Source organism: Caballeronia sp. AZ7_KS35 (assembly GCF_023631045.1).
Classification (GTDB): domain Bacteria; phylum Pseudomonadota; class Gammaproteobacteria; order Burkholderiales; family Burkholderiaceae; genus Caballeronia; species Caballeronia zhejiangensis.
The window spans coordinates 201,556-221,835 of record NZ_JALQDV010000017.1 but is presented as its reverse complement, the minus strand read 5'-3'; the positions used below and the strand labels follow the sequence as shown (position 1 = coordinate 221,835).

The following is a 20,280-nucleotide window of genomic DNA, read 5'->3' as shown; positions in this document are numbered from 1 at the left end:
GAGAAGGACCAGCATGCTACTCGCACTCGCGCAATGGCTTCAGAATGACGCCAGCTTCATGCGCGTGTTCACCTACATCACGTTCCGCGCGGTGGGCGCCACGGCAACGGCGCTTCTGATCGGTCTCGTCTGCGGCCCGTGGGTCATCCGCAAGCTGACCTTGCTCAAGGTCGGCCAGGCCGTGCGCAAGGACGGCCCGCAGACGCATCTCGTGAAGTCCGGCACGCCGACGATGGGCGGCGTGCTGATCCTCATCGGCATTGCCATTTCCACGTTGCTGTGGGCCGATCTCACGAACCGTTTCGTGTGGATCGTGATGCTCGTCACGTTCGGCTATGGCGTGATTGGCTGGGTGGACGACTATCGGAAGGTCGTGCACAAGGATCCGCGCGGCATGTCGTCGCGCGAGAAGTATTTCTGGCAATCGGTGATCGGCCTGTTCGCGGCGGTGTATCTCGCGTTTTCCGTGTCCGAAGCGAACAACGCGCGCGTGTTCGATCTCTTCATGGCGTGGGTGCGCAGCGGCCTCTCGATGGGCCTGCCCGCGCGCGCCGACCTGATGCTGCCGTTCCTCAAATCGATCACGTATCCGCTCGGCGTGTGGGGCTTCATCGCGATGACCTACTTCGTCATCGTCGGGTCGAGCAACGCCGTGAATCTCACCGACGGCCTCGACGGCCTCGTCATCATGCCGGTCGTGCTGGTCGGCGCGTCGCTCGGCGCGTTCGCGTATGTGATGGGCTCGTCGGTCTATTCGAAGTACCTGCTGTTCCCGCACATTCCCGGAGCGGGCGAGCTTTTGATCTTCTGTTCCGCAATGGGCGGCGCCGGTCTCGCGTTTCTCTGGTACAACACGCACCCCGCGCAGGTCTTCATGGGCGATGTCGGCGCGCTCGCGCTCGGCGGCGCGCTCGGCACGATCGCGGTGATCGTTCGTCAGGAAGTCGTGCTGTTCATCATGGGCGGCGTGTTCGTCGCGGAAACGCTTTCCGTGATGCTGCAGGTCTTCTGGTTCAAGTTCACGAAGCGCCGTTATGGCGAAGGCCGCCGTTTCTTCAAGATGGCGCCGCTGCATCACCATTACGAGCTGTCCGGCTGGACCGAGACGCAAGTCGTGGTGCGCTTCTGGATCATCACGTTGATGTTGTGCCTGTTCGGTCTGTCGACGTTGAAGTTGCGTTGATTCATTCAAGTTTCGGTAAAAGGTAAAGCGATGTTTGGCGAGAAGTTTGTCGGTCGGCAAAGTCCGATGGTGCTCGTGCTTGGGCTGGGTGAATCCGGTCTGGCGATGGCGCGCTGGTGCGCCAGGCACGGTTGCCGCCTGCGGATCGCCGACACGCGCGAAGCGCCGCCGAATCTCTCCGAACTCGCGATCCACAAGATCGATGCGGATTTCGTCGGCGGCGCGTTCACGCCCGCGTTGCTCGATGGCGGCATCGAACTCGTCGCGATCAGCCCGGGGCTGTCGCCGCTCGCGGATGACCTCGCGCCGCTGATCGCTGCAGCGAAAGAACGCGGCATTCCCGTCTGGGGCGAACTCGAACTGTTCGCGCAGGCGCTCGCCGGACTCGGCGCGAACGGCTATGCGCCTAAAGTCATCGCGATCACGGGCACGAACGGCAAGACCACCACGACCGCGCTCACCGGCCTCTTGTGCGAGCGCGCGGGCAAGTCGGTCGCGGTCGCGGGCAACATCAGCCCGGCGATGCTCGACAAGCTGACCGAAGCCATCGACCAGACCGCGCTGCCCGATGTCTGGGTGCTCGAACTGTCGAGTTTCCAGCTCGAAACCGCGCATACGTTCGCACCGGATGCCGCCGCGGTGCTGAACATCACGCAGGATCATCTCGACTGGCACGGCGGCCTCGACGCCTATGCCGCCGCGAAAGGGCGCATCTTCGGCCCGGCCACGACGCGCGTGCTGAACCGCGACGACAGCCGCGTCATGAAGCTCGCGGCGAACGTCGCGCAACATCGCGTCGTGACGTTCGGACTGAACGAGCCGCTGAATGTCGGCGACTACGGTTTGCTGCGCGATAACGGCATGCAGTGGCTCGTCGTTGGCATCGATCAGGAGGCGTCGGAAGAGACTGCGACTTCGCGTCGCCGCAAGAAGGACGAGGCCGAGCCGAACCTCGTTTCCAAGCGTCTGATGCCCGTCGACGCGCTGCGCATCCGCGGTCTGCACAACGCGGCGAACGCGCTCGCAGCGCTGGCGCTGGCTCGCGCGATCGATCTGCCGCTCGCGGCGCTTTTGCACGGCTTGCGCGAGTATCGCGGCGAGCCGCATCGCGTCGAAGTGATCGCGCAGATCGACGGCGTCGATTATGTCGATGACAGCAAAGGCACGAACGTCGGCGCGACGGTCGCCGCGCTCGACGGCCTCGCGCAACGCGTCGTGCTGATCGCCGGCGGCGACGGCAAGGGCCAGGACTTTTCGCCGCTCGAAGCGCCGGTCGCACGCTGGGCGCGCGCCGTGATGCTGATCGGCCGCGACGCGGCACGCATCCGCGAAACGCTGGCATCGACGAATGTCGAATTGCAGGATCACGCGACGCTCGAGGAAGCGACGAACGCCGCCGCGAAAATCGCGGAAGCCGGCGACGCCGTGCTGCTTTCGCCCGCGTGCGCGAGCCTCGACATGTTCAAGAACTACGCACATCGCGCCGACGTGTTTCGCGGCGCGGTCGAAGATATCGCCGCCGCGCGGGGAGTGATGCTATGAGCTGGTCGGAACGCTTCGGATCGAAACTCACCGGACAGCGCAACGCCATGCCCGGCGACTCGCTCGCGGGCCGCTCGAATTCGGGCACGCGCGGCGGCATTTCGAGCGCGGTCAACGGCGTGCGCCCGGCGCGCTCGCGCATGCTCGACTACGACTATTCGCTGTTGTGGGTGATGATCTCGCTGCTCGGCCTGGGCATCGTGATGGTGTACTCGGCGTCGATCGCGATGCCGGATTCGCCCAAGTACGCGAGCTATCGCGACTATCACTTCCTCGTGCGTCACCTCGTTTCGATCACGACGGCGCTCGTCGGCGCGACCATCGCGTTCAAGATTCCGATCAAGACGTGGGAAAAGTACGCGCCGAAGCTTTTTCTCGTCGCGCTGGCGATGCTCATCATCGTGCTGATTCCGCACGTCGGCAAAGGCGTGAACGGCGCGCGCCGCTGGATTCCGCTCGGCATCACGAACATGCAGCCGTCGGAGATCATGAAGCTCGCGGTGACGATCTACGCTGCGAACTACACCGTGCGCAAGCAGGAATTCATGCACAGCTTCGGCAAGGGCTTTCTGCCGATGGCGGTCGCGGTCGGCGCGGTCGGTGCGCTCTTGCTGCTCGAGCCCGACATGGGCGCGTTCATGGTGATCGCCGCGATCGCGATGGGCGTGCTGTTTCTCGGCGGCGTCAACGGCAAGCTGTTCGGCGGCCTCGTGCTGACGGCGGTGGGCACGTTCACGATGCTCGTGTGGCTGTCGCCGTGGCGTCGCGAGCGGATCTTCGCGTACCTCGATCCGTGGGACGACCGTTACGCGCAAGGCAAGGCGTATCAGTTGACGCACTCGCTGATTGCGTTCGGGCGCGGCGAGTGGTTCGGCGTCGGCTTGGGCGGCAGCGTCGAGAAGCTGAACTATCTGCCGGAAGCGCATACCGACTTCATTCTCGCGGTGATCGGCGAGGAGCTCGGTTTCGTCGGCGTGATCTGCGTGATCCTGCTGTTCTACTGGATCGTGCGCCGCGCGTTCGAGATCGGCCGTCAGGCGCTTGCGCTCGATCGCACGTTCGCCGGTCTCATGGCGAAGGGCGTCGGCATCTGGTTCGGCGCGCAGACGTTCATCAACATGGGCGTGAATCTCGGTCTTCTGCCGACCAAGGGTCTCACGCTGCCGCTCGTCTCCTACGGCGGCTCGGGCATTTTGCTGAACTGCGTCGCGCTGGCGGTGTTGCTGCGCGTCGATTACGAAAATCGCGTCTTGATGCGCGGAGGAAAAGTATGACCGCGCAACGCGACCGCACCTTGATGGTGATGGCGGGCGGCACCGGGGGCCACGTGTTCCCGGGGCTCGCGGTCGCGCACTGGATGCAGGCGCACGGTTGGCGCGTCGTGTGGCTCGGCAATGCGAGCGGCATGGAAGCGACGCTCGTGCCGAAGCACGGCATTCCGATGGAATACGTGCGCTTCGGCGGCGTGCGCGGCAAGGGCGTCAAGACCAAGCTGATGTTGCCGGTGAATCTGCTGCGCGCATGTTCGCAAAGCCTCGCCGCGCTGCGCCGCGTGAAGCCGGACGTCGTGCTCGGCATGGGCGGCTATATCACGTTTCCGGCGGGCATCATGACGAAGCTCGCGGGCTGCCCGCTCGTGCTGCACGAACAGAACTCCATCGCGGGGCTCGCGAACAAGGTGCTCGCGCATCTCGCAAAGCGCGTGCTCGTCGCGTTTCCCAATGCTCTGCCGAATGCAGAATGGACCGGTAATCCGATCCGTGCGGAACTAACGAGCGCATTGCCACCCAAAGAACGCTACGCCGCGCGTTCGGGACGCCTGAACGTGCTCGTCGTCGGAGGCAGTCTCGGCGCTGCCGCGCTCAACGAAACCGTGCCCAAGGCGCTCGCGATGCTCGCATCGGAAGAGCGCCCGCGCATCGTGCATCAGGCGGGCGCGAAGCATATCGAAGCACTGGAAGCGAACTACGCGGCTGCGGGTCTCACGCGCGGTGAAGACCTGCAACTCGTGCCGTTCATCGAAGACATGGCGAGCGCGTATGCATCGGCGGATCTCGTCATCTGCCGGTCGGGCGCGATGACCGTCTCGGAAATCGCCGCGGTCGGCGTGGCGGCGCTCTTCGTGCCGTTCCCGTTCGCCGTCGACGATCACCAGACGACCAACGGCGCGTTCCTCGCGAAGAACGGCGCGGCTGAACTGATACAACAACGCGATCTGTCGGCGCAAAAGCTCGCCGACTGGTTACGCGTACAGACGCGCGACACGCTCGCGGCTATGGCCGAGCGCTCGCGCGCGCTGGCGAAACCGGACGCGACCGAAAAAGTCGCGAGCATTTGCGCCGACGTGGCCGGCGCGCGTTTCGACGCGCAAGCTCGGGAGGCACACTAAATGAAGCACATCGTCAAACATATACATTTCGTCGGGATCGGCGGCGCGGGCATGAGCGGGATCGCCGAAGTGCTGCTCAATCTCGGCTATCACGTGAGCGGATCCGATCTTTCGAACGGCGCGGTCACCGAGCGTCTGCGTGCGCTTGGCGCGCGCGTCGAGATCGGTCATCACGAGCAGAACATCGAAGGCGCGAATGCGGTGGTCGTTTCGACGGCCGTGCGTCCCGACAATCCAGAAGTGCTCGCGGCGCGGCATCGCCGCGTGCCGATCGTGCCGCGGGCCGTGATGCTCGCGGAACTCATGCGCCTGAAGCAGGGCATCGCCATCGCCGGCACGCACGGCAAAACGACGACGACTTCGCTCGTCGCGAGCGTGCTGGCGGCGGGCGGGCTCGATCCGACCTTCGTCATCGGCGGGCGGCTGAACAGCGCGGGCGCGAACGCGCGTCTCGGCACGGGCGATTTCATCGTCGCTGAAGCCGATGAGTCGGACGCTTCGTTCCTGAATCTTTTCCCGGTGATCGAAGTCATCACGAACATCGACGCCGATCACATGGACACCTACGGCCACGACTTCGCGCGGCTCAAGCAGGCGTTCATCGAGTTCACGCATCGGCTGCCGTTTTACGGCATTGCCGTGCTATGTGTCGACGATCCGAACGTCCGCGAAATCCTGCCGTTCGTGTCGAAGCCGATCATCCGCTACGGTCTCGGCGCGGAAGCGCAAGTGCGCGCGGTGAACGTCGAGGCGCGCGACGGCCGCATGCATTTCACGACGCTGCGTGAAGACGCGCCGTCGCTCGACGTCGTGCTGAATCTGCCGGGCACGCATAACGTGCAGAACGCGCTCGCGGCAATCGCGATCGCGACTGAACTCGAAGTCGCGGATGCCGATATCCAGCGTGCGCTCGCTGAATTCAACGGCGTGGGCCGTCGCTTCCAGCGTTACGGCGAAGTGAGCGCGGCGAGCGGCGAAGGCGCGTACACGCTCATCGACGACTACGGTCATCACCCGGTCGAAATGGCCGCGACGATCGCGGCGGCGCGCGGCGCGTTTCCGGGGCGGCGTCTCGTGCTCGCGTTCCAGCCGCATCGCTATACGCGCACGCGCGACTGTTTCGAGGATTTCGTGAAGGTGCTGTCGACGGTCGACGCCCTCGTGCTCACCGATGTCTACGCCGCCGGCGAAGCGCCCATCGTGGCCGCCGACGGCCGCGCGCTCGCGCGTGCGATCCGCGTCGCGGGCAAGGTGGAGCCGGTGTTCGTCGAGACGATCGACGAAGTGCCCGACGCGGTGACGACCATCGCGCGCAACGGCGACGTGGTGATCGCCATGGGCGCGGGTTCCATCGGCGGAGTGTGCGGCAAGCTGGCTAACCCCCAGCCTCAGTAAGAGCAAGACCATGAGCAATCAAGTGAATCAAATCGATCCGAAAGTCTTCGGCAAAGTCGCGGTGCTGCTCGGTGGCAATTCCGCCGAACGCGAGGTCTCGCTCAATTCCGGGCGCCTCGTGCTCGAAGGCTTGCGCGAGGCGGGCATCGACGCGCACGCGTTCGATCCGGCGCGGCATCCGCTTTCGGATCTGAAGGCGCAAGGCTTCGTGCGCGCGTTCATCGCGCTGCATGGCGGTTACGGCGAGAACGGGCAACTGCAGGGCGCGCTCGATTTCTACGGCATCCGCTATACGGGCAGCGGCGTGCTCGGCTCGGCGCTCGGCATGGACAAGCTGCGCACGAAGCTCGTGTGGCAGCAGACCGGCATTCCCACGCCGCCGTTCGAAACCGTCTTTCGCGGCGAAGACTACGCGGCGCGCGCGCAGGACATCATCGCGAAGCTCGGGCTGCCGCTCTTCGTCAAGCCGGCGAGCGAAGGATCGAGCGTCGCGGTCATCAAGGTGAAGAGCGCGGAGACGCTCGTGCCCGCGCTCGAAGAAGCGGTGAATTACGACAAGATCGTGATCGTCGAGAAGAGCATCGAGGGCGGCGGCGAATTTACGTGCTGCATCGCGGGCGATCTCGACTTGCCGGTCATCAAGATCGTGCCGGCGGGCGAGTTCTACGACTATCACGCGAAGTACGTCGCGGACGACACGCAATACCTGATTCCGTGCGGCCTGACCGAAGCCGAAGAAACGCGCATGAAGCAGCTGACGAAGCGCGCCTTCGAGATTCTCGGCTGCACCGACTGGGGCCGCGCGGACTTCATGCTCGACTCGGACGGCAACCCGTATTTCCTCGAGGTGAACACGGCGCCCGGCATGACCGATCACTCTCTGCCGCCGAAAGCCGCGCGCGCGGTCGGCATCAGCTACAAGGATCTCGTCGTGAAAGTGCTGTCGCTCACGCTGAAGAACTAGGTCGATCACACACAGGACACGAACAAGCGAAACCATGTGGAACAACGTTCGCCAACTCAACCTCGCCGCCAACGGGCTGCACGTCGTGCTCGTGCTGCTGCTTCTCGGCGCCGCGGGGTACTGGGCGATCCAGCGTCCCGAGTTTCGCCTGCGCGAGATTCAGATCGACGGGGATACGGCGCACATCAGCTCGCCGGTCGTGCGGGCAAGCGTGATCGGTCATCTGAAGGGCAACTACTTCACGGTCGATCTCGATGCGGCGCGCGCCGCGTTCGAGCAGGTGCCGTGGGTGCGCCACGCGAGCGTGCGCCGCGTATGGCCGAACGCGCTCGCGGTGACGCTCGAGGAATACAAGCCGCTCGGCACGTGGGGGAACGATCAACTGGTGAGCGTGGACGGCGATCTCTTCACCGCGAATCAGGGCGAACTCGACGACGATCTGCCCGCGTTCGACGGCCCCGAGGGCACGGCGAAGGAAGTGGTCGCGCGGTATCACGATTTCGAGAAGTGGTTCGCGCCGCTCGACGCGAAGCCGGAAGAAGTCACGCTGTCGCCGCGCTTCGCGTGGACGGTCAAGCTGTCGAACGGCACGCAGGTCGAACTCGGACGCGAGCGTAATCAGGACACGCTGAACGACCGTTGCAAGCGTTTCGTCGCGTCGTGGCCGTCCGTCACGGGACGCTGGGGGAAGGACATCGAATATGCGGATTTGCGGTACCCGAACGGCTTTGCCATACGAGCCGCGAACATGCGCTTCATCAACGACACCGACAAGGCCAAGAAGTAAGCAGACATCACAGGCATGAGCACGCTATGAGCAAAGACTACAAAGACCTGCTGGTTTCCCTCGACATCGGAACGTCGAAGGTGGTCGCGATCGTCGCCGAATTGAAGGGCGAAGGCCACTACGAGGTAATCGGACTCGGTCAGAGCGACTCGAAGGGGTTGAAGAAGGGCGTCGTGGTCAATATCGAGGCCACGGTGCAATCCATCCAGCGCGCGCTCGAAGAAGCCGAACTGATGGCGGATTGCAAGATCACAAACGTATTCACCGGGATCGCGGGCAGCCATATCCGCAGCTTCAATTCGAGCGGGATGGTCGCGATCAAGGACAAGGAGGTCACGCAGGCGGATGTCGCGCGCGTGATCGAAACGGCCAAGGCGATCAACATCCCGACCGATCAGCAGGTGCTGCATATCCTCACCCAGGAATTCATCATCGACGGGCAAGAGGATGTGCGCGAGCCGATCGGCATGAGCGGCATCCGCCTCGAAGTGAAGGTGCACATCGTGACGGGCGCGGTGAGCGCGGCGCAGAACATCGTGAAGTGCGTGCGCCGCTGCGGCCTCGAAGTGAACGACCTCATTCTGCAGCCGCTCGCGTCGTCGCTTGCGGTGCTGACCGAGGACGAGAAGGAACTGGGCGTGGTGCTCGTCGATATCGGCGGCGGCACGACGGACATCGCCATCTTCAGCGAAGGCGCGATCCGACATACGGCGGTGATTCCCATCGCGGGCGATCAGATCACGAGCGACGTCGCGATGGCGCTGCGCACGCCGACGCCGGATGCGGAAGACATCAAGGTGAGCTACGGCATCGCGAAGCAGGCGCTCGCTGATCCGGACGAAATGATCGAAGTGCCGGGGCTGGGCGAGCGCGGTCCGCGCACGCTGTCGCGGCAGGCGCTGGCGGCGGTCGTGGAGCCGCGCGTCGAAGAGCTGTTCTCGCTGGTGCAGCAGGTCGTGCGCGAGTCGGGCTATGAAGAACTGCTGTCGAGCGGCGTCGTGCTGACCGGCGGCGCGGCGATGATGCCCGGCATGGTCGAGCTCGGCGAAGACATCTTCCTGAAACCGGTGCGCATCGGCGTGCCGGAATACGCGGGCGGCCTTGCCGATGTCGTGCGCAATCCGCGCTATTCGACGGCAATGGGCCTGCTCGCCGAAGGACGCTCGCAACGCATGCGCGGCCGCAAGGTCGCGGTACAGAACGGTTCGATGGGACAAGTCTTCTCGCGGATGAAAGACTGGTTCCTCGGGAATTTCTAAGCAATACGCAACACGCAACAAAAAGAATTTCGCGCCGGTACCGGCGGCTGGTGCGCGACAAGGGGTTGCCCGATCTCTCGTCGAATAACGCCGATCTTCATTCTTGACGGAGGCAACATGGATTTCGAAATGCTGGAAACGGAAACCAACGGAACGATCATCAAGGTCGTGGGCGTTGGTGGTGCTGGCGGCAACGCGGTTCAGCACATGATCAACCGCGGCGTGCAGGGCGTCGACTTCATCGTGATGAACACCGACGCGCAAGCGCTCGCCCGTTCGCGCGCGCCGGCGGTTTTGCAACTGGGCATGACCGGTCTCGGCGCTGGCGCGAAGCCGGAGAAGGGCAAGGAAGCGGCGGAAGACGCGCGCGAGCGTATCGCCGACGCACTGCGCGGCGCGCACATGGTGTTCATCACCGCGGGCATGGGCGGCGGCACGGGCACGGGCGCGGCGCCGGTGGTCGCGCAGATCGCCAAGGAAATGGGCATTCTCACCGTTGGCGTCGTGAGCAAACCGTTCGAGTTCGAAGGCGGCCGCCGCATGCGCGTCGCGGAAGCGGGCTCGCAGCAACTGGAGGATCACGTCGACTCGCTGATCGTCGTGCTGAACGACAAGCTGTTCGAGGTGATGGGCGATGACGCCGAGATGGACAAGTGCTTCCAGTGCGCGGACGACGTGCTGAACAACGCTGTCGCCGGTATCGCTGAAATCATCAACGTCGATGGCCTCGTGAACGTCGACTTCGAAGACGTGAAGACGGTGATGGGCGAGCAGGGCAAGGCGATGATGGGCACGGCGACGGTTGCCGGCGTCGATCGCGCGCGTCTCGCCGCGGAACAGGCGGTCGCGAGTCCGCTGCTGGAAGGCGTGGATCTGTCGGGTGCGCGCGGCGTGCTGGTGAATATCACGTCGAGCCGTTCGCTGCGTCTGTCGGAAACGCGTGAAGTGATGAACACCATCAAGTCCTACGCAGCCGACGATGCAACGGTCATCTTCGGCGCCGTGTACGACGACGCGATGGGCGACGCGCTGCGCGTGACGGTGGTGGCGACGGGCCTGGGCCGCGCGGCGAAGAAGCAGCAGCAAGCGCCGATGACCCTCCTGCGCACGGGCACCGACAATCAGCCGGTCGCACACGCGCATCACGCCGCCGCGCACAATTCGTACGGTACGCAGCACGGTCAGAGCACGACGGATTACGGTCAGCTCGACACGCCGGCAGTGTGGCGCTCGACGCGTGAAACGGCGGCTTCGCACGTGCAGGCGCTGCAGGAAAAAGGCGTCGATACTTACGACATTCCGGCGTTCCTGCGCAAGCAGGCGGACTGAGCGAAGCGCACGTTATTTGCTGCTGAGTTCGTGACGAAGCGGCACACCGCGTGCACGCGCTGAACGTCCGGCGCGCACGACGCAGGCTTCGCGTGGGACGACTGTCCAAGGCCGCGTCCTGATGCAAAATGGACGCCGGGCCGTGGCCAGCCGACCTCCACGAATCTGCCCCTGACGTCGAGGAAGGCAGAGTGAAGCCGAAATCGCTGCGCAGACTTTCGGCGCGGTTGCGGGACGATGCGATCGCGAGGATGTCCGCGAGCACTGATGAGGGAAGGACCGAGCATGATCAAAGTGGGTGAAACGTTGCCCGACGTGCGTCTCTTCGAGTTCATCGACGAGGCCACCGAGGGCTGTGCCGTGGGACCGAATGCGTTCCCGGTGCGCGAGCGGAGCGCAGGCAAGCGCGTGGTGATCTTCGGATTGCCGGGCGCGTTCACGCCGACGTGCTCCGCCAGACACGTGCCCGGCTATGTCGAAGCGGCGGCGGATTTGTCTGCGGCAGGCATCGACGAAGTCTGGTGCGTTTCCGTCAACGACGCGTTCGTCATGAACGCGTGGGGACGCGATCTTCAAACCGCGGGCAAGGTGAAGATGATTGCGGACGGCAGTGCGCGTTTCACTCAGGCACTCGGACTGGATCAGGATTTGTCCGAGCGTGGCATGGGAATCCGTTCCCAGCGCTACGCGATGGTGGTCGACGACGGCGTGGTCAAGACGCTGAATGTCGAAGCGCCCGGCAAGTTCGAAGTCAGCGACGCTCGCAGTATCCTGGCGACGTTGCGCTGAGTGCAGCGGCGCGCCGCGTTGCCCGCGCGCAACGCTTGAAGCGCCCTCGCATTGAGCTGCAATTTGGGGCCGATGACCGGAAATGCCTCCATTCCGGCCATCGGCCCGTTCTACTTCACAAATCCTTCGCCTTGGCGTAACACAGGGAAACAGTTGATACCACCTGGATCAGGACGGCATGCGGCGAATGGAGTATAATTCGACCTATTAGAATTTAACGCACGATTAATTTCCTTTATAGGATCTTGAATCGGAAAGAACATCATGTTGAAGCAGCGAACAATCAAGACCGTCGTCAAAACCGTGGGGATCGGGCTCCATTCCGGCCGCAAGGTCGACCTGACCCTGCGCCCAGCGCCGATCGGGACGGGCATCGTCTTTTCGCGTATCGACCTGCCCGAGCCGGTCGATATTCCCGCGTCCGCGATGGCGATTGGCGACACGCGTCTCGCTTCCGTGCTGCAGAAGGACGGCGCGCGCGTCTCGACCATCGAGCATTTGATGTCGGCGTGCGCGGGCCTCGGCATCGACAATCTGTATGTCGATGTGACCGCCGAGGAAATCCCGATCATGGACGGCAGCGCGGCATCGTTCGTGTTTCTGATTCAATCGGCGGGTATCGAAGAGCAGAACGCGCCGAAGCAATTCATCAAGGTGACGAAGCCCATCGAAGTACGCGACGGCGACAAATTCGCGCGCCTGGAACCGTATTTCGGCTTCAAGCTGAGCTTCACGATCGATTTCCGCCATCCGGCCGTCGACAAGACCGGTCAGGCGCTCGAAGTGGATTTCGCGACCACGTCGTATGTGCGTGAAATCGCGCGCGCCCGCACGTTCGGCTTCGCGCATGAAGTGGAGATGATGCGCGAACTGGGGCTCGCGCGCGGCGGCAGCATGGACAACGCGATCGTGCTCGACGAGTACCGCATCCTCAACAATGACGGCCTGCGTTACGACGACGAATTCGTGAAGCACAAGATGCTCGACGCGATCGGCGACCTGTACGTGGTCGGCCGTCCGTTGCTGGCGTCGTACAAGGCGTACAAGGGCGGTCACGCGATGAACAACATGCTGCTGCGTGAGTTGCTCGCGAACGAAGACGCTTATGAAATCGTCACATTTGAAGATACGAAAACCGCACCGCGCGGTTTCGGTTTCGACACGCAGACGGCGTTTGCTTAACTGAAAGCCTCAACGGATGAACAAGAATGAGCGGCCGGGCGCCGCTCATTTTTTTTGTCCGCGCGCCTGATGCCGCTCCGCCATCCGCGCGAGCGCTTCCTGTAGGGGCGACGGCTCGAGCAAGGCCGCCAGATCATGCAGCGCCGTTGCGCCCGCCGCCGACATGCGCGCCTGCTTCGGCGGCGCGGATTCTTTCATCGGCTGCGGACGGACGCGGATTTTCAGCGCGTTGACGGCCCAGCCGCGTTGTTGCAGGTCGGAAAGCAGACGCGGCTCGATATGCCGCAGCCGCGCCGCCAGCGCGTTGTGCGCGGCGAAAAGCGCGAGGACTCCGTCCTTGATGAACCCCGGTTCCACGTTCGACGCCAGATAATCCGGCAAAAGCGAGCTCAGATCGCGCTGCAGCGCCGCCACTTGCTCGACGCCCGCGCGCAACGCGCGGAACGCATCGGTGCGATCGAGGACATCGGCGACGGCTTGCGGCCGCCGCGGATCGAAACCCGATCTTGAATTCGTAGAAAAGCGGCTCATTTTTGTATAGGCGCAGGCCCGACGGAACGGTTCGATTGTACGCGAGGCGGCCCGTTGCTTCGGGCGGGGAAACGAGTTTCGCCCGAGCTTTCAGCGGGTTGACTGTCGCGTTCCGTCTACGCACGCGCGGGCACGCCGACGCAAGGTCTGCCAAACTCACATGCTAAAATTCCCGATTCGAATTTCACCCTATGGACTTAAGTCGCCGAGGTTCTCCGAGCCCGGACGCAGCTTTGTGCTGTGGCCGTCCGAAGCCGCGACGCAGACACTGATCCGATGACGACCGGTTTCCTTCAGAAGATTTTTGGCAGCCGCAATCAGCGGCTGGTCAAGCAGTATCAAAAGACCGTTGCGGCAATCAATGCCCTCGAGCCGACCGTCGAGAAGTATTCGGACGACCAGCTGCGCGCCAAGACCGACGAGTTCCGCCAGCGCGTCGCGGGCGGCGAATCGCTCGACGTGATCCTGCCCGAGGCGTTCGCGGTCTGCCGCGAGGCGAGCAAGCGCGTCCTGAAGATGCGCCACTTCGACGTGCAGCTCATCGGCGGCATGGTCCTGCATTACGGCAAGATTGCGGAAATGCGTACCGGCGAGGGCAAGACGCTCGTCGCGACGCTCGCCGCGTATTTGAATGCGCTGTCGGGCCGCGGCGTGCACGTCGTGACGGTGAACGACTACCTCGCCCAGCGCGATGCCGAATGGATGGCGCGCCTCTACAACTTCCTCGGTCTGTCGTGCGGCGTGAATCTGTCGCAGATGGAACACTCGCAGAAGCAGGAAGCGTACGCGGCGGACATCACGTACGGCACGAACAACGAGTTCGGCTTCGATTATCTGCGCGACAACATGGTCTACGAGACCAACGCGCGCGTGCAGCGGCCGCTCAATTTCGCGATCGTCGACGAAGTGGACTCGATCCTCATCGACGAGGCACGCACGCCGCTTATCATCTCCGGTCAGGCTGAAGATCACACCGATCTCTACGTGCGCATGAACGCGCTGCCGCCGCTGCTCGAGCAGCAGATCGGCGAAGAGAAGGCCGACGGCACCGGCGTCGAAAAGCCGGGCGATTACACGCTCGATGAAAAAGCGCGTCAGGTGTTCCTGACCGAATCGGGCCACGAGAAGGCCGAGCGGCTGCTCGCCGAGTGGGGTTTGATCGGCGAAGGCGAGAGTCTCTACGCGCCGCAGAACATCACGCTGATGCACCACATCTATGCCGCGTTGCGCGCGCATACGCTTTTCCTGCGCGATCAGCACTACGTGGTGCAGAACGGCGAAGTCGTGATCGTCGACGAATTCACCGGCCGCATGATGACCGGCCGCCGCTGGTCGGACGGTCTGCATCAGGCGGTCGAAGCGAAGGAACACGTCCAGATTCAGGCCGAGAACCAGACGCTCGCGTCCATCACGCTGCAGAACTATTTCCGCATGTACTCGAAGCTGTCCGGCATGACCGGCACGGCGGACACGGAAGCCTACGAATTCAACGAAATCTACGGCCTCGAAACGGTCGTGATTCCGACCAACCGTCCGCCGAAGCGTGTCGACAAGCAGGATCAGATCTACAAGACGTCGAAAGAGCGTTACGACGCGGTGATTCGCGACATCCGCAATTGCGTCGAGCGCGGTCAGCCGACGCTCGTCGGCACGACGTCGATCGAAGCGTCCGAATTGCTGTCGCATCTGCTCACGCAGGCGGGCGTGAAGCACGAAGTGCTCAACGCGAAACAGCACGCGCGCGAAGCGGCGATCGTCGCGGAAGCGGGCCGTCCGGCCGCCGTCACGATCGCGACGAACATGGCCGGCCGCGGCACGGACATCGTGCTTGGCGGCAACGTCGAGAAGCAGGCGTCGTTCATCGAAGCGGATCTCTCGATCCCCGAGAACGAGAAAGCCGCGCGCATCCAGAAGCTGCACGACGAATGGCAGGCGCTGCACGATCACGTGAAGGCGGCGGGCGGTCTGCATATCATCGGCACCGAGCGTCACGAGTCGCGCCGTATCGACAACCAGCTGCGCGGCCGCGCGGGCCGTCAGGGCGATCCGGGTTCGTCGCGCTTCTATCTGTCGCTGGACGATCCGCTTCTGCGCATTTTCGCGGGCGACCGCGTGCGCGCGATCATGGATCGCCTGAAGATGCCGGAAGGCGAGCCGATCGAAGCAGGCATGGTCACGCGTTCGATCGAAGGCGCGCAGCGCAAGGTCGAAGCGCGCAACTTTGACATCCGCAAGCAACTGCTCGAATACGACGACGTCGCGAACGATCAGCGCAAGGTCATCTATCAGCAGCGTAACGAACTGCTCGAAGCGAACGACGTGCAGGAAACCATCGCGGCGATGCGTCAAAGCGTGATCGGCGACGTCGTGCGAACCTTCGTGCCGGCGGGCAGCATCGAAGAGCAGTGGGAAGCGCCGGAGCTGGAAGAAGTGCTGCGCAACGACTGGTCGCTCGATCTCGCGGTTCAGGAGATGATCAACGAGTCGAATTCGATCGACGCGGAAGAAATTTGCGAAGCCGTGCTCGCCGCCGCCGACGAAGCGTACGAAGCGAAGGTCGCGATGGTCGGCCGCGAATCGTTCAGCGCGTTCGAGCGCTCGATCATGCTGCAGACGCTCGATAGCCGCTGGCGCGAGCATCTCGCCGCGCTCGATCACTTGCGGCAGGGCATCCATCTGCGCGGCTATGCGCAGAAGAACCCGAAGCAGGAATACAAGCGCGAGGCGTTCGAACTGTTCGCCGCGATGCTCGACGCTGTGAAGCAGGAAGTCACGCGCGTCGTGATGAACGTGCAGATCCAGTCGCCGGAGCAGTTCGAAGAAGCCGCCGAGCAGTACGAAGAGAAAGGCAGCCACCTCGAAAACGTGTCGTTCACGCACGCGGATTTCAACGCGCCGGCCGCCGAGCCGACGCCCGCCGCGGCGGCGGCGAGCGCCACCGCGCAGATGGTCAGCCAGGCGATGGCCGCCGGCGACGACATCAGCGTGGCGACGCGTCCTTCGGACGACGTGCCGAAGGTCGGCCGCAACGATCCGTGCCCGTGCGGCAGCGGCAAGAAGTACAAGAACTGTCACGGCAAGCTGGTGTAATCGGCTCGTGACCTGACGAACAAGCGACGCAGCGATGCGTCGTTTGTCTTTGCAGCATCCATCCTTCACGGCGCCGGTTCGAATCCGCTGGCCGGCGTCAGTCTTTCATCATGTGCCGGTTCGATGAGCCGGCATGCGCCACTTTCAGCGAGACGCGAACATGGCCGTCAACTTCCCCTCGATCGATCCCGCAGCGCTTCATCCCGTCCCCGGCGTCACGCTCGGTTACGCGGAGGCGAACATTCGCAAGCCCAATCGCAAGGACGTGCTCGTCATTCGCGTCGATGAAGGCGCGAGCGTCGCGGGCGTTTTCACGCAGAATCGCTTCTGCGCCGCGCCGGTTACGGTCTGCCGTGAGCATCTCGCGGCGGCGGGCCAAGGCGGCAAGAGCATTCGTGCGCTCGTCGTGAATACGGGCAACGCGAACGCAGGCACCGGCGAGCCGGGCATGGCGCACGCGCGCGAAACCTGCGCGGAGCTCGCGCGTCTCGCCAATCTCGATGCGCAGCAAATCCTGCCGTTCTCGACCGGGGTGATTCTGGAGCCGCTGCCGATCGATCGCCTGAAGGCCGGTCTGCCCGCCGCGCTCGCGAATCAACAAGCCGCGCACTGGTTCGACGCCGCGCAAGCGATCATGACGACCGACACGCTGCCGAAGGCGGCGTCGCGCCAGGTAACGATCGACGGTCACGTCGTCACGCTGTCGGGCATCAGCAAGGGCGCGGGCATGATCCGCCCGAACATGGCGACGATGCTCGGCTTCCTCGCATTCGATGCGAATGTCGCGCAGCCGGTCCTCGATCAGCTCGTGAAGCACGTCGCGGATCGTTCGTTCAACTGCATCACGATCGACGGCGATACGTCCACCAACGATTCGTTCATCCTGATCGCGTCGGGGAAGTCGTCGCTGCCCGTGATCACATCGACGGATTCGCCCGCGTACGCCGCATTGCGCGACGCCGTGACCGAAGTGGCGCAGGAACTCGCGCAACTCATCGTGCGCGACGGCGAAGGCGCGACCAAGTTCATGACGATCACGGTGGAGGGCGGCCAGGACGCGGCGGAGTGCCGTCAGATTGCCTACGCGATCGGCCATTCGCCGCTCGTTAAGACCGCGTTCTACGCGTCCGATCCGAACCTCGGCCGCATTCTCGCTGCGATCGGTTATGCGGGCGTAACGGATCTCGATGTCGGCAAGATCGATCTTTATCTCGATGACGTGCTGGTCGCGAAAGCCGGCGGGCGCAATCCCGCGTACAAGGAAGAAGACGGCCAGCGCGTGATGAAGAAGAGCGAGATCCTGATTCGCGTCGTGCTCGGGCGCGGCGACGCGCAAGCGACCGTCTGGACCTGCGACCTTTCGCATGATTACGTGAGCATCAACGCCGACTATCGCTCCTGAACGCGGACAACTCGATGGATAAACTCGAACAATTTCTCACGCGCGCCGAAGCGGTGCTGGCGCGCATCGAAGGCATGTTGCCGCCCGCCGCGCCCGATATCGACTGGGAATCCGCGGTGGCGTTTCGCTGGCGCAAGCGTCAGGGACGCGGCTTCCTGCAACCCGTTTCCGCCATCTCGCAGATCTCGCTCGACGACCTTCAGAACATCGATCGTCAGAAATCGCTCATTCAGCAGAACACGCAACAGTTCGTGAACAAGCTGCCCGCGAACAACGTTCTGCTGACGGGCGCGCGCGGCACGGGCAAGTCGTCGCTGATCAAGGCGTGTCTGAACGCGTATGCGAAGGACGGCTTGCGCCTGATCGAAGTCGACAAGGACGATCTGCATGATCTCGGCGATATCGTCGATCTGATCTCCACGCGGCCCGAGCGTTTCATCGTCTTCTGCGACGATCTCTCGTTCGAGGAAGGCGAGTCGGGCTACAAGGCGCTGAAGGTCGCGCTCGACGGCTCCGTCGCCGCGCAATCGGACAACGTGCTCATCTACGCGACGTCGAACCGCCGCCATCTGTTGCCCGAATACATGAGCGACAACGAGACTTACAAGCACACGTCCGACGGCGAGATTCATCCCGGCGAAGTGGTCGAAGAAAAGATTTCGCTTTCCGAGCGCTTCGGCCTTTGGGTCAGCTTCTATCCGTTCAAGCAGGACGACTATCTGTCGATCGTCGGACACTGGCTGAAGCACTTCGGCTGCGCCGACGCCGAAGTCGAAAGCGCACGCGGCGATGCGCTCGTGTGGGCGCTCGAACGCGGATCGCGCTCGGGCCGCGTGGCGTGGCAATTCGCGCGCGACTGGTCGGGACGCAAGCAATGACCGATGCGAAGCCGGACATCGCGCCCGATGGCCGCAAGGTGACCGAAGTGGCCGTCGGCGTGATGGTGCAGCACGACGGGCGCTATCTGCTTGCGCAGCGGCCTGCGGGCAAACCGTATGAAGGTTACTGGGAGTTTCCCGGTGGCAAGCTGGAGCCAGGCGAGAGCATCGAGGCGGCGCTCGGTCGCGAACTGCACGAGGAACTGGGCATCGATGTCACCGCGTGCCAGCTCTGGCGCACGCTGGAGCATGATTATCCCCATGCGTACGTGCGGCTTTTCTTCTGCAAAGTGACGGAGTGGAACGGTTCGCCGGTCGGCCGCGAAGGTCAGGCGATCGCGTGGCAGACGCTTCCCGTCGAGGTCGCGCCGCTCCTGCCGGCAGCCATTCCGATTTTGGAATGGCTCGAAGAGGAAGAGCGCGAATAACGGCGCTCAGTTGAGTCCGCCGCGATTGTCTTCGTCCGGCGGCGTTTCCTGCGAATTACCCGCGATCTTGTACTTCTCGGCAGCCCACGCGCCGAGATCGATCTGCTTGCAGCGCTCGGAACAGAACGGGCGAAAGCGGTTTTCGGGAACCCAGCGGACATCCTTGCCGCAGGTCGGACATTTGACGACAGTGGTCATGACGAATACGAATTGAGCCGGTTACGGACGATATTTGACCACATGAGGCCAAACCGTTCCGATTCAAAGGCTGCAAAGCGTCAGATGAAACGGCACGTCGACATCGACGGCGCGCGGTTTCAGATCGCCGTCCTGCACCGTGAAGCGCACCCACAGCATGTACTTGTTCGCGCTTGCTTCCGGAATCACGCGCGTGTCCGGTGAGACGCGCACTTGCATCAGCTGATACGTGCGGCCGGACAACATCTGCTGGTAGCTGCCCTGCATCGCCATGACTTTCGATGCCTGACCCGACTCACGCGCGAGCCGCAATACGATGGCCGCCGCGTCGCGCAACGCGAGCATCGGCATGACCCACTTCGCGATGTCCTGGCGGCGCTCCTCGACCGGCAACTGCTGCCAGGCGTAATACGACGGCAAATCGAACTTGCACGTTCCGCCGGGAATGATCGTGCGGCTGCGGATGCTCGCGAGCCATTCGTTGTCGGCGAGATGCTGGCCGGTCTTGCCGTGCATTTCGGTGAGGCCGGCGAGCGTCTGCTCGATTTCGCCGAGCACGGCTTCGAGCGCTTCCTGTTCGATGCCCGGATTGCCGCGAAACGGCGCGAGCGTTTGCCGCTGCCGTTCCAGTTCCTTCATGAGGTCGGCTTTGAGGTCCGTGCGGCCAGCGACTTCCGCGATCTCGAAGAGCGTCGTGAGTGCAACGTGATGTTCTCGCGCGTCTTCCTGAGTCAGAAAGAACGTGAAGCGCTCGAACAGGTCTTCGAGGCGCAGCAGCGTCCGGATTCGCTCGTTGAAGGGATACTCGTAAAGGATCAAGCGCGCTCGCCTCGGCGTGGGTCGGTTGCTTCCATGAGCGGAAGTGAGCACATTCTAATGCCGCATCCTCACCCTAGCAAATCGGGCCATATTCGGGCGCCGAATGGCTCGTTTC

Annotated in this window: 18 protein-coding genes; 15 read left to right on the top strand and 3 right to left on the bottom strand. The window is 63.5% G+C overall.

All coding sequences use genetic code 11. The features are described 5' to 3' along the window. Positions 1-13 precede the first annotated feature (13 nt). From mraY to lpxC, 11 genes are all read left to right on the top strand, one after another. Positions 14-1,183, top strand: coding sequence for a phospho-N-acetylmuramoyl-pentapeptide-transferase (gene mraY, locus NCT05_RS14770; protein WP_008342993.1), 1,170 nt, complete (start codon positions 14-16; stop codon positions 1,181-1,183). 30 nt (positions 1,184-1,213) lie between these two features. Next, positions 1,214-2,725 carry a UDP-N-acetylmuramoyl-L-alanine--D-glutamate ligase gene (gene murD / locus NCT05_RS14765; protein WP_250502642.1) on the top strand — a complete coding sequence of 504 codons (1,512 nt, stop codon included), beginning with the start codon at positions 1,214-1,216 and terminating at the stop codon, positions 2,723-2,725. Next, entirely contained in the window at positions 2,722-3,999 is a 1,278-nt protein-coding gene (gene ftsW / locus NCT05_RS14760) for a putative lipid II flippase FtsW (protein WP_008342990.1), read from the top strand. The genes murD and ftsW overlap by 4 nt, the downstream gene beginning before the upstream one ends. Continuing rightward, positions 3,996-5,114, top strand: coding sequence for an undecaprenyldiphospho-muramoylpentapeptide beta-N-acetylglucosaminyltransferase (gene murG, locus NCT05_RS14755; RefSeq protein ID WP_239295172.1), 1,119 nt, complete (start codon positions 3,996-3,998; stop codon positions 5,112-5,114). Before ftsW ends, murG begins: the two co-directional genes overlap by 4 nt. After that, entirely contained in the window at positions 5,115-6,509 is a 1,395-nt protein-coding gene (murC, locus tag NCT05_RS14750) for a UDP-N-acetylmuramate--L-alanine ligase (protein WP_250502641.1), read from the top strand. 22 nt (positions 6,510-6,531) lie between these two features. Further along, positions 6,532-7,473 carry a D-alanine--D-alanine ligase gene (locus NCT05_RS14745; protein WP_008342984.1) on the top strand — a complete coding sequence of 314 codons (942 nt, stop codon included), beginning with the start codon at positions 6,532-6,534 and terminating at the stop codon, positions 7,471-7,473. A gap of 34 nt (positions 7,474-7,507) precedes the next feature. Continuing rightward, positions 7,508-8,260, top strand: a complete 753-nt coding sequence (locus NCT05_RS14740) for a cell division protein FtsQ/DivIB (protein ID WP_008342982.1) — start codon at positions 7,508-7,510, stop codon at positions 8,258-8,260. 26 nt (positions 8,261-8,286) lie between these two features. Beyond that, a complete protein-coding gene (gene ftsA, locus NCT05_RS14735; RefSeq protein WP_008342980.1) occupies positions 8,287-9,519 on the top strand; it encodes a cell division protein FtsA in 1,233 nt (410 codons plus the stop codon). Between the two features lie 117 nt (positions 9,520-9,636). Next, positions 9,637-10,848: a cell division protein FtsZ gene (gene ftsZ / locus NCT05_RS14730; protein ID WP_008342979.1), complete on the top strand. Its 1,212-nt coding sequence runs from the start codon at positions 9,637-9,639 to the stop codon at positions 10,846-10,848. Positions 10,849-11,133: 285 nt separating this feature from the next. Further along, positions 11,134-11,637, top strand: coding sequence for a peroxiredoxin (locus NCT05_RS14725; protein ID WP_175982744.1), 504 nt, complete (start codon positions 11,134-11,136; stop codon positions 11,635-11,637). A gap of 264 nt (positions 11,638-11,901) precedes the next feature. Then, positions 11,902-12,819 carry a UDP-3-O-acyl-N-acetylglucosamine deacetylase gene (gene lpxC, locus NCT05_RS14720; RefSeq protein ID WP_008342975.1) on the top strand — a complete coding sequence of 306 codons (918 nt, stop codon included), beginning with the start codon at positions 11,902-11,904 and terminating at the stop codon, positions 12,817-12,819. A 45-nt stretch (positions 12,820-12,864) separates the two neighbouring features. On the opposite strand, the gene NCT05_RS14715 is transcribed toward lpxC, so the two are convergent. Next, complete coding sequence (locus NCT05_RS14715) at positions 12,865-13,350, bottom strand: DciA family protein (protein ID WP_250502640.1); 486 nt, start codon at positions 13,348-13,350, stop codon at positions 12,865-12,867. A gap of 276 nt (positions 13,351-13,626) precedes the next feature. On the opposite strand from NCT05_RS14715, the gene secA reads away from it, so the two are divergent. The 4 genes from secA to NCT05_RS14690 all read left to right on the top strand — a co-directional run bounded on the left by secA (position 13,627) and on the right by NCT05_RS14690 (position 19,148). Then, on the top strand, positions 13,627-16,440 hold the full coding sequence (gene secA / locus NCT05_RS14710; RefSeq protein ID WP_284507543.1) for a preprotein translocase subunit SecA: 2,814 nt from the start codon (positions 13,627-13,629) through the stop codon (positions 16,438-16,440). A gap of 160 nt (positions 16,441-16,600) precedes the next feature. Continuing rightward, positions 16,601-17,842, top strand: a complete 1,242-nt coding sequence (gene argJ, locus NCT05_RS14700) for a bifunctional glutamate N-acetyltransferase/amino-acid acetyltransferase ArgJ (RefSeq protein WP_250502639.1) — start codon at positions 16,601-16,603, stop codon at positions 17,840-17,842. 14 nt (positions 17,843-17,856) lie between these two features. Beyond that, a complete protein-coding gene (locus NCT05_RS14695; RefSeq protein WP_008342970.1) occupies positions 17,857-18,720 on the top strand; it encodes an ATP-binding protein in 864 nt (287 codons plus the stop codon). Beyond that, positions 18,717-19,148 (top strand): NUDIX domain-containing protein, encoded by a 432-nt coding sequence (locus NCT05_RS14690; protein ID WP_008342968.1) that lies wholly within the window; start codon positions 18,717-18,719, stop codon positions 19,146-19,148. The genes NCT05_RS14695 and NCT05_RS14690 overlap by 4 nt, the downstream gene beginning before the upstream one ends. A 6-nt stretch (positions 19,149-19,154) precedes the next feature. Here the strand turns inward: NCT05_RS14690 and yacG are convergent, their stop codons facing one another. Continuing rightward, entirely contained in the window at positions 19,155-19,346 is a 192-nt protein-coding gene (gene yacG, locus NCT05_RS14685) for a DNA gyrase inhibitor YacG (protein WP_008342966.1), read from the bottom strand. A gap of 63 nt (positions 19,347-19,409) precedes the next feature. Then, positions 19,410-20,165 (bottom strand): cell division protein ZapD, encoded by a 756-nt coding sequence (gene zapD / locus NCT05_RS14680; protein ID WP_008342965.1) that lies wholly within the window; start codon positions 20,163-20,165, stop codon positions 19,410-19,412. Positions 20,166-20,280: the final 115 nt, after the last annotated feature.

Excerpts from the sequence above, each read along its gene's own strand:
- mraY (WP_008342993.1), top strand. The coding sequence starts at position 14 with ATGCTACTCGCACTCGCGCAATGGCTTCAGAATGACGCCAGCTTCATG.
- murD (WP_250502642.1), top strand. The coding sequence starts at position 1,214 with ATGTTTGGCGAGAAGTTTGTCGGTCGGCAAAGTCCGATGGTGCTCGTG.
- ftsW (WP_008342990.1), top strand. The coding sequence starts at position 2,722 with ATGAGCTGGTCGGAACGCTTCGGATCGAAACTCACCGGACAGCGCAAC.
- murG (WP_239295172.1), top strand. The coding sequence starts at position 3,996 with ATGACCGCGCAACGCGACCGCACCTTGATGGTGATGGCGGGCGGCACC.
- murC (WP_250502641.1), top strand. The coding sequence starts at position 5,115 with ATGAAGCACATCGTCAAACATATACATTTCGTCGGGATCGGCGGCGCG.
- NCT05_RS14740 (WP_008342982.1), top strand. The coding sequence starts at position 7,508 with ATGTGGAACAACGTTCGCCAACTCAACCTCGCCGCCAACGGGCTGCAC.
- ftsA (WP_008342980.1), top strand. The coding sequence starts at position 8,287 with ATGAGCAAAGACTACAAAGACCTGCTGGTTTCCCTCGACATCGGAACG.
- ftsZ (WP_008342979.1), top strand. The coding sequence starts at position 9,637 with ATGGATTTCGAAATGCTGGAAACGGAAACCAACGGAACGATCATCAAG.
- NCT05_RS14725 (WP_175982744.1), top strand. The coding sequence starts at position 11,134 with ATGATCAAAGTGGGTGAAACGTTGCCCGACGTGCGTCTCTTCGAGTTC.
- lpxC (WP_008342975.1), top strand. The coding sequence starts at position 11,902 with ATGTTGAAGCAGCGAACAATCAAGACCGTCGTCAAAACCGTGGGGATC.
- NCT05_RS14715 (WP_250502640.1), bottom strand. The coding sequence starts at position 13,350 with ATGAGCCGCTTTTCTACGAATTCAAGATCGGGTTTCGATCCGCGGCGG.
- secA (WP_284507543.1), top strand. The coding sequence starts at position 13,627 with ATGACGACCGGTTTCCTTCAGAAGATTTTTGGCAGCCGCAATCAGCGG.
- argJ (WP_250502639.1), top strand. The coding sequence starts at position 16,601 with ATGGCCGTCAACTTCCCCTCGATCGATCCCGCAGCGCTTCATCCCGTC.
- NCT05_RS14695 (WP_008342970.1), top strand. The coding sequence starts at position 17,857 with ATGGATAAACTCGAACAATTTCTCACGCGCGCCGAAGCGGTGCTGGCG.
- NCT05_RS14690 (WP_008342968.1), top strand. The coding sequence starts at position 18,717 with ATGACCGATGCGAAGCCGGACATCGCGCCCGATGGCCGCAAGGTGACC.
- yacG (WP_008342966.1), bottom strand. The coding sequence starts at position 19,346 with ATGACCACTGTCGTCAAATGTCCGACCTGCGGCAAGGATGTCCGCTGG.